At 65.7% G+C, this 12,371-nt stretch carries 9 protein-coding genes and 1 pseudogene; 5 read left to right on the top strand and 5 right to left on the bottom strand.

Annotated features, from left to right (window positions below):
• Positions 1-56 precede the first annotated feature (56 nt).
• A complete protein-coding gene (locus tag FHR84_RS04130) occupies positions 57-995 on the top strand; it encodes a LysR family transcriptional regulator (protein ID WP_179534053.1) in 939 nt (312 codons plus the stop codon).
• Between the two features lie 570 nt (positions 996-1,565).
• On the top strand, positions 1,566-2,915 hold the full coding sequence (locus tag FHR84_RS04125; RefSeq protein ID WP_246300113.1) for a hypothetical protein: 1,350 nt from the start codon (positions 1,566-1,568) through the stop codon (positions 2,913-2,915).
• 183 nt (positions 2,916-3,098) lie between these two features.
• On the opposite strand, the pseudogene FHR84_RS23110 reads toward FHR84_RS04125, so the two are convergent.
• A pseudogene (locus FHR84_RS23110) lies at positions 3,099-3,791 on the bottom strand (IS5 family transposase); the annotation flags it as partial.
• 337 nt (positions 3,792-4,128) lie between these two features.
• On the opposite strand from FHR84_RS23110, the gene FHR84_RS04120 reads away from it, so the two are divergent.
• Positions 4,129-4,317, top strand: coding sequence for a Rossmann-fold NAD(P)-binding domain-containing protein (locus tag FHR84_RS04120; RefSeq protein ID WP_179534052.1), 189 nt, complete (start codon positions 4,129-4,131; stop codon positions 4,315-4,317).
• Between the two features lie 363 nt (positions 4,318-4,680).
• On the opposite strand, the gene FHR84_RS04115 is transcribed toward FHR84_RS04120, so the two are convergent.
• The 3 genes from FHR84_RS04115 to FHR84_RS23105 form a co-directional block, all read right to left on the bottom strand.
• On the bottom strand, positions 4,681-4,842 hold the full coding sequence (locus FHR84_RS04115; protein WP_218861938.1) for a hypothetical protein: 162 nt from the start codon (positions 4,840-4,842) through the stop codon (positions 4,681-4,683).
• 233 nt (positions 4,843-5,075) lie between these two features.
• Positions 5,076-5,696: a hypothetical protein gene (locus FHR84_RS04110; protein ID WP_179534050.1), complete on the bottom strand. Its 621-nt coding sequence runs from the start codon at positions 5,694-5,696 to the stop codon at positions 5,076-5,078.
• Complete coding sequence (locus FHR84_RS23105; protein ID WP_218861937.1) at positions 5,696-10,597, bottom strand: polymorphic toxin-type HINT domain-containing protein; 4,902 nt, start codon at positions 10,595-10,597, stop codon at positions 5,696-5,698. Before FHR84_RS23105 ends, FHR84_RS04110 begins: the two co-directional genes overlap by 1 nt.
• 73 nt (positions 10,598-10,670) lie before the next feature.
• On the opposite strand from FHR84_RS23105, the gene FHR84_RS04100 reads away from it, so the two are divergent.
• Together FHR84_RS04100 and FHR84_RS04095 are read left to right on the top strand one after the other, a co-directional pair.
• Complete coding sequence (locus FHR84_RS04100; protein WP_218861935.1) at positions 10,671-10,844, top strand: hypothetical protein; 174 nt, start codon at positions 10,671-10,673, stop codon at positions 10,842-10,844.
• Positions 10,841-12,004: a methyltransferase domain-containing protein gene (locus tag FHR84_RS04095; RefSeq protein ID WP_179534049.1), complete on the top strand. Its 1,164-nt coding sequence runs from the start codon at positions 10,841-10,843 to the stop codon at positions 12,002-12,004. Before FHR84_RS04100 ends, FHR84_RS04095 begins: the two co-directional genes overlap by 4 nt.
• A 72-nt stretch (positions 12,005-12,076) precedes the next feature.
• On the opposite strand, the gene FHR84_RS04090 is transcribed toward FHR84_RS04095, so the two are convergent.
• Positions 12,077-12,175, bottom strand: a complete 99-nt coding sequence (locus FHR84_RS04090; RefSeq protein WP_425489843.1) for a DUF397 domain-containing protein — start codon at positions 12,173-12,175, stop codon at positions 12,077-12,079.
• Between the last annotated feature and the right edge of the window lie 196 nt (positions 12,176-12,371).

The following is a 12,371-nucleotide window of genomic DNA, read 5'->3' as shown; positions in this document are numbered from 1 at the left end:
TCAGGACCAGCAAAGAGAAGCAAACGTTCTTAGACGAGACCGTGTAAAATATTTGCATGATCGATCCGAAGCTGCGCGTGCTGCAGCTGGTGGCCCACCACGGCACGGTGACCGCCGCCGCGGCGGCACTGCACTACACGCCCTCCGCCGTTTCGCACCAGCTGCGTCAACTGGCCGCCGAACTCGGCGTCGAGCTGGTGACCCAGTCCGGCCGGGGCATCCGGCTGACCACCGCGGCGCGCACCGTGCTCCGCCACGCCGACGTGCTCCACGCCCAGGCCGAACGCGCGCAGGCCGAGCTGACCGCCGCCACCGAAGGAGCAGGCGGATCGTTCACCCTGTGCGGCTTCTCCACCGCCGCCACGCACCTGCTTCCCCCGGCCGCGGCCACCCTGCGCGACCACTACCCCCAGTCCAAGGTGCGAGTCATCGAGGCCGAACCCGCCCGCTGCTTCGACCTGCTGCTGGCGGGTGACGCCGATCTGGCGCTGCTGATCGCCACCGCCGAGACTCCCCCCACATCGGACACCCGCTTCGAGCAGCACCCCCTGCTGGACGATCCCCTCGACCTGGTCGTGCCCAGCGGGCACCCGCTGGCCGCCCGCAGGAGGGTCACCCTGGCCGACGCCGCCGACGAGCCGTGGATCGTGGGCCGGCCCGGCAGCACCTACCACCACCTGGTGCTCACCGCCTGCATGGCCGCCGGGTTCACCCCCAGCATCGTCCACTACGCCGACGAGTGGGACACCGGAACCGCCCTGGTCGCCCACGACTTCGGCATCATCCTCGTGCCCCGGCTCGCCCGGCTGCACGAGGACCGGCCCGTCGCACGCATCCCCCTGCACGGCGAGCCCGCCCCAGCACGCCGCATCCTCGCCGCCACCCGCCGTGGCAGCCGCGAGCACCCCGTGGTCACCACCGCCCTGGACACCATCACCACCACCGCCACCGCCCTGCACCCGGCGCCCCGACAGCCCGCCGAACAGGAGGGATGAGCGGAGAAAGCGACTTCAGTCGAGGTCACCGCCGTTCGCGAACACCGCGCCAGGACGGAACCAGCCTCGATGTGAAAGCACGTCCTCGCACGGAGCAGCGCGCCGAATCCGCGTTCCGCCCCCGGAGGGCGGAACCCGCTCCCCCGTTACCAGGGGTCGATCAGGAAACTCCGTTCGAAGAAGTCCTCACTTTTGGAAAGCTGATCGGATGTCGTTGAACACCGTTGGGTGCCACTGTCCATGATTTCGCCCAACCGGATTTCCCTCATCCGGGAGACGAGGGCTTCGACACGGGGGTCATCCCGCGACATGCACAGCGGCGTGCAACGTCGACGGGAGACGTTCCGAACCGAGCAGGACATGCGGCAGCACACCCCGGAACCCAACCGAGCGCCCCGGAAGCGTTCGATGCCACTGTGCTGCGGCGGGCCCAGCAGGGGTTGGGCCATTCGGCCGCTCTTCGCCGATTTCGCCTCCCGGGGACCGGGGGTCCCACTAGGCTGAGTTCTCCGAGAACCTCCGGGCGGAAACCAGCCCTGGAGTGCAACCATCCCCGATGAGGAGCCTGTGATGCGCACACGACGACGTGGGCTGGCCGTGGCCGGCTTGGCCGTCCTCGGCTTGCTGGCCACGACGGTCCCCGCCCACGCGGCGGCTTCCCCTGCGGACGACCCCCTGGACCTGGCCAACTTCGAACTGCGTCCCAACAAGATGGGCACCGAGCTCAAGGACCGAGTCGCCCGACTCGACGAGGAACTGCCCAGGGCCGGAGTGAAGAAGATCTTCGAGGACGCCAACCGGACGGGCGTGGTCGAGGGCGGGGTCTGCAACGAGAACGCGGACCTGGACGGCACGGGAGAATTCGTACGCAGGCTCAGTACGAGCATGTGCTTCAACTCCGGCGACAACTCCACCATGCTGTGGTACCCGCAGGGCGTGAGCACCATCGCCGACGCGCAGGACGACAAGCACTGGGGTGCGGAGAACCAGCCCGTTCTGGTCTCCTGGTACGACAGCAGCAAGAAGGACGGGGTCGACGACGGCGAAGACGAGCTGGAAAAGGGTGTGCGCGTGTCCTTCATGGACCCGCACACCGGGCGCTACCGTCACGTGCTTCTCGTCTATCCGACCATCAACTCCTACGACAATCCCAGCTACATGAGCGTGCGCTACAAGCAGACCGGCGAGGGCACCTCCCTGCACGGTGGCGGGATCGTCTGGTACGGCAACCACTTGTACGTGGCCGACACCGGACGCGGCTTCCGGGTATTCGACATGCGCCACATCTACGATCTGGGGGCCGCCTCCAACGGCAGCACCCAGGACCGGAGCCGGATCGGTCGGCGGAGCGGGACGTATCACGGCCACGGGTACCGCTACGTGATGCCGCAGGTGGCCTCGTGGACCGTCACCGCCCCGAAGGGCGAGAAGTGCACCAGTGACGACCAAGCCATGAGCTTCTCCTACGCGGGTCTGGACCGCAGCGGCCTTGATCACATGCTCGCGGGGGAGTACTGCAAGAAGAGCGAGGAAGTTCCCGGCCGGGTGGCCGCATGGCCGATCGCCGGTGCCACCGACGAAGACGGGGAGCAGATCACCGATACCGGATACCGGTGGCAGGCCGACGCCGCGCACGAACTCCCGTACAGCAACATTCAGGGAGCGGTCCGTTTTCACGAGCGCTGGTACCTGAGCCAGAGCCGCGGGAATGACGCGGCAGGACTGCTGTACCAGACGGATCGGGCCTCCGCGTCGGACGAGGTCCTTCGGCCACGAGAGGTCCAACCGGCCGCCGTCGGCCCGGAGGACCTCTCGCACTGGGAAGAAGGACGCGGCGGAACCACTCTCGGCAACATCTGGACCGTCGCCGAGCACCCGAACAGGCGGATGGTCTACGCCTCGGTTCCCAAGAACCCCTGACGGAGCGTTTCGTTCGGCTCGGCTGCTCACCCCGGCCCGGGGTGAGCAGCTCCGACTCATACGGCGAACGCGCCACGAGACGACAGAGCACACGCAGCAGGTGACTGCTCGGTGTTTCCCCGCGACGCTCCCGCTCCGCCATCTCCTGCACCGACTACCCGACCGTCCACACGAGTTCCGCTCCGAAACCCGATACGGCCCGGCCGGACCACGTTTGGCGTAACGGGTGGCCAGGTCTCGGAACTGTTTGAGCCGGTTAAAGCAGCGTTCCACGACGTTGCGGTGCTTGTGGAGCTACGGCTCGAACCCTGGCGGGCGGCCGTCGCGTGAGCCTTGGGCTGCCCGGTGGGCGTGTTGATCATCGCGTTCGGGACACACAAAACGGATTCGTCGTCGCCGCATCGCGTGTCGAGTCGAGGGGTGCGATTAGGTCTCGTCCGCGATTACTATGTCCGGGCGGCACCAGGCCTACCCGGGCCCGGATGCGCCACGCTAATCCCGTCCAGCGGGGGAGCAGTGGCGGGTTGTCCCCGGACTGACCGGGGAAGGACCACGCGCATCGGCAGACCGCGCCCGTCGACAGCGAGAGGGACCTTCGTGCTCAGTCCGCCCCGGCAGCGCCCGACTCCTTCTCCGTCGACGGCGAGCAGTTCGTTGCCTGGTCGGTAGCCCCTTTTTTCCGGGCGCCGACGGCGTGCTGGTGGGCTCGTACGACCGTGGAGTCCACGCTGATCAGTCATTCCGGCTCACCGAGCGAGTCGTCTTTGACCACGATCTCATCCAGGATGCGCTGCCAGGTGCCGTCCGCGGTCCACACGCGCAGCCGCTCATGCACGGCCCGTACCGTTCGGGAAGGTCACGCCACGGCGCTCCGGTTCCGCGACGACACTCGGATGGTGCAGCTGGCCGTCGACGCCGGGATCGGTATCCCGACCGCGTACCGCTACCTCCACGAAGCCATCGAGGTACACGCTGCGCACATTGTGGTACTCCGGTCACCACCCAGTTCGGCGGCACTGTCCAGGTCGTCCCCGGGCTGGATGGATCCCCCATGTGGTCCTCTGAAGTCACCCCCGACTCGGCAGTGGATCTACCCGAGGCAAGCCACCAACCATGCGCGGTGCTGTTCTCGACGCCGAAAACAGCACCTATAACATGCTGCTGACCCACCTACCCTGTCTCGGCGAACTCCTCGTCGAAGACCGCGCTCGACATGCTCACTACCCAGTACTCCTATGCCTTCGCCAAGACCCCGGAGTTGTCCCACGTCAGGGTCGGTTCGACGACACCGGGATACACCGCCACCGACTTCATCCAACACCGCGGCACCCGCGCCGTCGAAGAAGGAGCCCAAGTCATCGTGGATCTGGCCACGACCACCGAGAACGGCCCCACCGGCTGATTCTTTAACGATCAAGGCACCGTGCCCCTCGTGAACAGGCACACACGCACACAACACAGCACCTTGTGGTGACCTCCGCCCGTTGCCCGGTGACGAGCACGAGCGGAGTCTCCTGCAGCACTCGACGATCGTCAAGCGACCTTCCCCCACCCCGTCCGAACAGCCGGGGGCACCAACAGCAGCTCAGCGCGTGTTGCCCCGCCATTTCGACCCCACCTACGGCGCAGCCACACCACGAACACCGCAAGTCGGGGCCACGAAAACGCCAGGCTGCTTCAGTCGTCCACCGCGTACTGCTTGACATATTTCGAGAAAATCGACAACGTCGATCTGTCACGTTCGATCAGAAGGTCGTGATGATCCTCATCTTCCACCATCTCCGGGTAACCCAAAATCGTGCACATCCCCCGTATGCCATTCAATTTTTCCGATCTTCCAATCCCACGGAATATCGTCGTCCACCACCGAAAAAGAATCGAAGGGATACCAGTCGGGCGTATCAGAGTCCCCCAGCAACAGAATCATCGACCCTGGCTCGACAAATCGGACCGCGTATACCGTGTAGACATCTCCCACCGTTACAGAGTAATCGATCGAGGGCGGGAAAATACTTTCACTCCAATGCGCACCTATCGAGCCCGCATTGCGATGAAGACACTCTACGCGCATCGGCAATCACCCCATCACGTCGCACATCGCCCTGTAAGGTTCGCTCACGGCTGGTTCAGCGGTCCAGAGCGTCCACTTCGACCACCCAGTCATCCCGAAGAACCATAGTTGGCCGTCAGGATCGCAGCGTACTCGTCCGGGACAGTCCGTCCCGCCGGAGCCGGGTACACATACGACTCCAACGCCCCCGACACCTCCAGGAAAGGCCCGAACTGCGCGCGCCACTCGTTCCGTGCGACCGTACTCGGAAAACCCTGGAACACTGCGACTTCGGGGTTTCTTTCACCCCAGCACCCCCACTCCCCGGATCCTCCGGTGACGGCTACGACGTCCGCCGAGACCGCGATCGACCCCATGATGTCGCCACCCGGCTCGTGACCGATCCCCGACCAGTAGTCGTCCGTCCCGGCCTCGACCGACAACGACATAGCCGGATACATTCGGTACTCCGGAAAGTAGAAAGCTTCACAAGCAGGATCAAGAACCAGCAAGTCGATGCATTCATCGCCATGCCATCGGGCCAGCTCACACAGCGCGGGCCAAAACTCCGGAGCAAGGACCGCATCGAACTCACAAAAAAGCGAATCCCACCTATTTTCCTGGAAAACCTGACCAGGCAGCCTTGCATCCAAGTCGAACGTGTTCGCCACACGGGAGCGGACACGTTGGTACTCATCGCAATCAAGTACGAGCAAATCTGAATCTACCATCAGTCCTCTCCCAGCCGGATTTTGATATCTGCTTTCTTAGACCCTGGATTATAATAGTCAGCAGTCCATCCTTCGTGACTGTTCGCCTTCCCTCGGAGGAAATACCTTGCCCCATCCTTCTCGTACATAATATTTGGCCCTTTGTCTGTGCGAGCCCATCCGTTCATCTCGAGATTCTTGCCGAACTCCTCGGGTCCCACATCGGTCGATTTGTTCAGCATACGGGCACCAGGCCTAGTGGTATCCTTGTATTTCGAGGCTGGCCCGCAGTCGCTATTGTGCACCAATACCGGTGTGTCACTCGCAACTGCGTGGTAGGTGTGGACACCGGCGATCGAGAGGTTGTGCACCCGCCGGGCCTGGGCCCACTCACGGGTGTCGGTGATCTCGACCAGCTCACCGTCCGGGGTGCGCAGCTGGTCCCCGGTGTCCAGGTCCTCGGCATCGACCCAGCGCCCCCGGTCATCCACCCAGAACGGATGCTCACCGGTGGCCACCACCACCCCGGTCTCATCACCGGCATCACCGTCGGTGTCGACGGTGACCTCGACCAGGTCCTTCTCGCCCTGCCCGGTGATCGTGGCCACGACCTTCCTCGACACCGTCTCGCCGGTCTCCGGATCGGTGGCCACCACCCGATCCCCGACCTCGACGTCCTCGATCGGCTCGTGCGAACCATCGGCCATCAACACCGCCGTGCCCGGAACAAAACTGTTCGGTACACAGGCGGCCTTGCGCCGCGACGCGGACAACCCAGGTGTCTTCCGCAGACCACTGGCCGCGTCCCAACCACGCTTGCCGTACTTGCCCGCCGTCGCTGCCAGTCCCGCACCGGGCACCGCCGCCGCACACGAGAGCGCGGCATCGGTCTTCTTCCCCTCGGCCATGTACCAGCCGCAGTTGGCGCCGTCGGCGACATTGCCGACAACCGGGACCATTCCGGCCACATCCAACATCGCGTGCCCGGCCTTCTTGAGCATCGGCAACCACGAATGGTTGTCCTCTTTGTCGGACTCGGACTTCGACTTCGTACGCTGCCCGGACACACCGCCGGAGCGATTCTGGGAACCACCACCGCCAACCGAATGGCGCTGCGCACCCTGACCACTCTGTTCCCACAGCGAATTCAGGAACAAACTGAAACGAAGCCAGAAGATCCGTCCGAAAATCCCGAACAACTTCCCGCTGGGATCCGCATTCGTCGCGGGGTTGTTGTTGCCGTAGGTGTATCCGTGCATCTGCTGCGGATCCGTCAGATCCATCACCGGATCCACCGAGATGAACCGACCGGTGTTCGGGTCGTACTGCCGCGCACCCAGGGTGGTCAGTCCGACCGAGGCGTCGATCGTCCCACCGACGAACCCCTTCTCCCCCGGAAACTCGATCTGCCCACCACGCGAGGCACCGAACGGCAGGAACCGCCGCCGCGTCGTCTGCAGCGAGTCCGCGTCGATCGCCAGTTTCGAGGTTCCCTGGTGATCCGAGGTCAGCCAGGTCAACCCCTCGCCGGACTCGCGCATCGCCACGGTCCTGTCGCCGTGCGTGTAGTAACGGGTGGCCGACAGCTCCCCGGTCGTAGCGTTCAACCGCAGCTGCTGACCGTCCAGGTACAGCGTGGTTCCCGACGGCGAACGACGCAGCAGCCGCTCCCCTTCCGCGTCGTAGACGAACTCGGTGCTGTCACCGTCCGGTGTGGAAACCTTCTCGAGGTTCCCGCGCTCACTCCACTCCAGCTTCTGCTGCTCGCGACCGGCCACCTTGCGGCTGGTCATGTTGCCGGTGGCGTCGTAGCCGAACTCACCGGTCGTGGAACCGTCGGTCGACACCGAGTTCAGGGCGTGACCCTGCTGTTCGTACGAGTACTCACGAACGGTGTCACCGCCGGCGGAGTGCCGTGTCTCGGTGAGCCGGTTACCGACCTCGTCGTAGGTGTAGGAACGCCAGTACGGCGCCGGGCCCCCCAACTCCTCGGTCTTGGGGTCCTGCGAGCACTGCGAACCCGTGGTCCACGCCTCGGTCAACCTGCTCAGGTGGTCGTGGCGGAAGCACTGCACATCCGCCACACCGCCGCGCGGCTGGTCCGCGATCGAGGTCACGTTGCCGGCCGGATCGTAGGAGTAGGCCAGATCTGCCTGCATCGGATCCGGCACCTCGGCGTCGACGATCATGCGCTCGGTGCGCCTGGTGTGCTCGTCGTAGTAGTACGACTGCCACGCCCGGTTCCCGGTCTCGCCCATCTGGACACGAGCGACCTCACCGTAGGAGGTGTACCGCGTGTCGGAAACGTACTCGGGACTGTTGTCCATCGTCCCCCACGTGGTCAGGACGTTGCCCAGCTCGCCATGCGTGTGGCTCACCGTCTCCTCGGCCAACCCGCCGATGGACGAGTACGTTCTGCTGTCCTGTGATCCGTCCGGGGCGTATTTGAAGTACGAGGTGTACGTCCCGGCGAGTTTTCCTTCCGCATCCGGAACGATCGTTTCCGTCTTGAGCGGGTTGCGCAGCGAGTCGTACCCCGCGACCTTTCGCTGGTAGGCGTTGCCATCCATCCAGCGCGTCGCGGACGCGAGCTCACCCGTGCCTTGCAGTGCTGTGTCGTACTCCCATTCGGCCAGTTTCGAGCCGTCCGGTGAACCCGAGTGTGTCGTGGTTTTCCGGCCGAGCGCGTCGTAGGCATAGACGAGCGTCTCACCCCGGGCGTCCGTCTCGGAGACCATCTGACCGGCGGCGTCGTAGGAGTAGCTCGTGGTCCCGCGGTCGGGGTCCTCGACCTTGGTCTTGCGCCCACGCAGGTCGTAGGTGTAGTGCCACGTATTCCCGCCCGGATCGGTGACCGTTTCGAGCTTGCCCGCATCCGTGTAGGTGTAGCTCGTCGAGTCGTACTCACCGGTGGGAGTTGGGTTCTCGTACTGCCGGAGCTCGACCTCGCGGCCGCGAGCGTCGTTGATCGTGGTGGTGGCGGTCCCGCCCTTCGGCGGGGTGACGTGCTTGCGGTCACCGCCGTAGCCGTACTCGGTGCGCCACTTCTCGACGCCGCCACCCATGAAGATCTCGGCGACCTCGCGCCCGGCACCGTCGTACTCGATGCGGGTCATCGCGGGAACATCACCCGCACTGCTCGCTCGCCACAGCTTCTTGTCCACCGGATTGTCGTTGAAGTACGGCTTGGTGGCGCGGTGGAGGCGACCGTGCGAGTCGTAGTGCTTCTCGGTGATCAGCCTGCCGCCGCCCGGAGCCTGTCTCTGGGTCTGGCGGACACGAAGCAGACCGTCGTAGATCTTGTTCGCAACCGTGTAGTCGCCGGAGGCGTTGAGTTCCTCGGTGGTGACCACGACCGGCTTCTCGCGGGCGACACGATAGCCGAAGCGGTAGTTCGGACTTTCACTGTCCGCGCGTTCGCGGTTCGGCAACCACACCGCGGTCTTGCGAGCCAGCGCGTCGTAGCTGATCTCGGTGACCCGTCCGTCCGGCCCGACCTTGCGTTTCGGTTTCCCCGATTCCGGGGCCAACGTGATGGTGTTCGTGTGCCCGGCGGGGTTGGTCACGTCCTTCGACGTGAGCGGACCACCCAGCTGTGGGGTGTAGCTGGTGGTCGTGGTGCGCCCCAGCGCGTCGGACTCGGTCAGTATCCGGCCATGGGCGTCGTAGGTCTTCGTCGCCGTGGTCGTGTAGTCCGGCGATCCACCGCTGTGGCCGGACAGCTCCTCGACGTGGGTGGCGTTGCCCGAGGTGGGAGCATCGCCGAAGTTTCCGCCGTCGTAGCTGGTGCGGGTGTCCGACACCGCGTCCTCCGGCAGCGAAGGCGTCTGCCCGCAGGCCACCGAGTTGGTCCACTTCCGTTTCGGGAGCTTGAGCAGCCAGCTGTCGGTGTTGCGGGCGTAAGCGGTGTGCTTGCACAGATCATCGGCGGGATCGTCCACGTCGCCGAGGTCGTTGACCCTTGTGACCAGCCCCTGCTCGTTGTAGCTGGTCACGGTGCGCGTGACGCGTCTGCCACCACTCTCCAGTGGCGTGTACGTGGTCTCGGTTCCGGGTTTGACCACGTAGGATTCGAGCTCGTCACGCTTGGCGGTCGGTCCCTGCCAGGTCGGCTCGGTGATGGTCTTGTTGACCACCGGGCCGCCCTCGCCGTTGTAAGTGATGGATTCGTACTCGAACCCGCGCAACCACGCGTGGTCGGTGTGGCTGTTTCCCTCCGAATCGGTGACCTGGACGCTGCGCTCGCCGCCGTCGGGCAGGGCGTCGCCGTCCATCCCTTGGAAGAAGCGCTTCTCGGTCAGCGTCACGGGGCCGTCGTCGCCCGATCCGGAACGGATCCGAACCCGTCCGAAGCCGCGGAACTCGTTCCAGGTCCGCTCGTCGTCCGGAACCACCGCGGACGTGGGGCTGGCCCAAGCCGCACCGTCGAGGTACTCGTAGCTGGTGACCGACCCCGCGGTGCTGCCGATGCGGTCGTGCTCGGTCACCGACTCGACCACGTACTTGTGGAAGTAGTCGGTGCGCTCCGACACGTACGGCGCCGACCAGGTGACCGGGAAGCAGCGCAGCGTGTTCGTCTCCGGGTTGTCCGGCATGTTCACATCGGTCTCGCACTCCGGTTCGGCGTACTTCACCGAAAGCACTCCGCCCGTTTCGGAGACGATCGCGCTGATTCGGTACCGGATCAGCGCGGCGTGCCCGTCCTCGGCGTAGACCCGGTTGGGTTTCGGCACACCTTCGAAGGTGACCTCCGGCAGACTGATCGACGAACCACCGATGTGTCCGGTGTGCTCGATGCCGTCCAGCCACATCGCCGGCGTTTCACCATCGCCCGGGTCCGGGAATTCGTGCCGCAGGCTCCAGGAGTTCACGTCGGTGAATCCCGAACCGCTGTGCACCTGCGTGGTGATCGTGGTCTCCACCGCTCCCGTCGTGACATGAGACTGGAGCGATGATCATCCGGCCACACGGCCGGTCGCTGCCGGGATCCGGGCGTTGCTGGACAGCTTCGGGCTGGACTACGGCGCGCTGGACTTCGTCGTCACCCCGGACGGTGACTGGGTGTTCCTCGAGATCAACCCGGGCGGGCAGTATGGCTGGCTCGAATCCGCAACCGACCACCCACTGACCAGCACCCTGGCCGACCTGCTGAGCAAGGAAACCACGTGACCACACACCTCGACACCGACTGGACCTGGCGAGCACGCCGGCTCGCCGACGACCTCGAAACCCGCGGCGACCTCACCGACCCGGCCTGGAAAACCGCCGTGGCCGCCGTACCCCGACACGTGCTCGTGCCCGAGGCACACCAGCAGGACAGCACCGGAACGTGGCAGCAGCTGACCACCGACTCCGGCGAGGGCCTCGAGCTGGCCTACTCACCGACCACCCTGATCACCCAGCTGGCCCACCGCGGCTCCCACCGGGAATCCACCTCGAGCAGCACCAAACCCGACCTGATCGTGCGCATGCTCGAAACCCTCGACATCCACGACCAGCACCGGGTGCTGGCCGTGGGAACAGGAACCGGCTACACCACCGCCCTGCTGGCCCACCGACTCGGCGACCGCAACGTGTACTCCATCGACATCGACCCCGCTCTGGTCGAAACCGCCCGCACCCGGCTGGCCAGCCTCGGCCACCACCCCACACTGGACACCCGAGACGGCGCGGACGGCCTGTCCGAACACGCGCCCTACGACCGCATCATCGCCACCTGCTCGGTACCCCGCGTCCCGTGGAGCTGGGCCGAACAGCTCACCCCGGGCGGGGCCGTGCTCGTCAACGTCAAACCCAACATCCACGCGGGCAACCTCGCCCTGCTGCACCGACACCCCGACCGGCTGGAAGGACGCTTCACCGAACGGTGGGCGGCGTTCATGACCATGCGCCACCACCCCCACAACCAGACCCCACCCACACCGCGCGCAAGCACGGAAGGCACCGAACCACGGACCCGCACCACCACCACGCCACCAAGCCCCTGGTGGGACAACCGCGTGGTCTGGCTGCTCGCCCAACTCCACGGCATGCCCACCGGCGTCACCATCGGCATGCGCCTCGACCCGGACACCCAGCAACCGGCCGCGGCCACACTCACCGCCCCCGACGGGTCCACCGCCGAAGTCAGCCTCACCGCCTCCGACGACAGCCGCCACGAGCTCACCGAAACCGGACCCACCCACCTGTGGGACCCCGTCGAACACGCCCACCAGACCTGGCTCGAGCACGACCAGCCCGACTGGCCCCGACTCGGCCTCACCGCCACCGCCCACCACCAGTGGCTCTGGCTCGACCACCCCGACAACCCCAGCCACTGGTCGCTGTAACCACTGCAACCACGAGAAGAGCGCCCCCGGACTCTGAACCGCTCCCCAGGGGGAGCCCTCCGTTCGACCGGCTCACTCGAACCGGCCGGTTCTCACCGCGTCGAGGAACGCCTGCCACTGCTGCCGGCCGACGGTGAAGCAGCCGAGACCGCGGTCCTCGGTGTCGCGCACCGCCGCGCCAATGTAGCTCCGAGTCTCGCCCGCGTTCGGCGACAACGCTGACGACGACCGGGGTTCACAGGCTCCCCGGAAAACTCCTTCGACGGGCAACACGGTCTCCGGCTCCAATACCGCCCGCTCCGGCGCGGCCGTTGCCCACACCGGCTTGTCGACAAGCCGACGCCCCTCTCCCCACCTGTTCCACGAA

The organism is Actinopolyspora biskrensis (assembly GCF_013408175.1).
GTDB lineage: Bacteria > Actinomycetota > Actinomycetes > Mycobacteriales > Pseudonocardiaceae > Actinopolyspora > Actinopolyspora biskrensis.
Note: the sequence above shows the minus strand (reverse complement) of the source record. Positions and strands in the feature narration are given on the sequence as shown.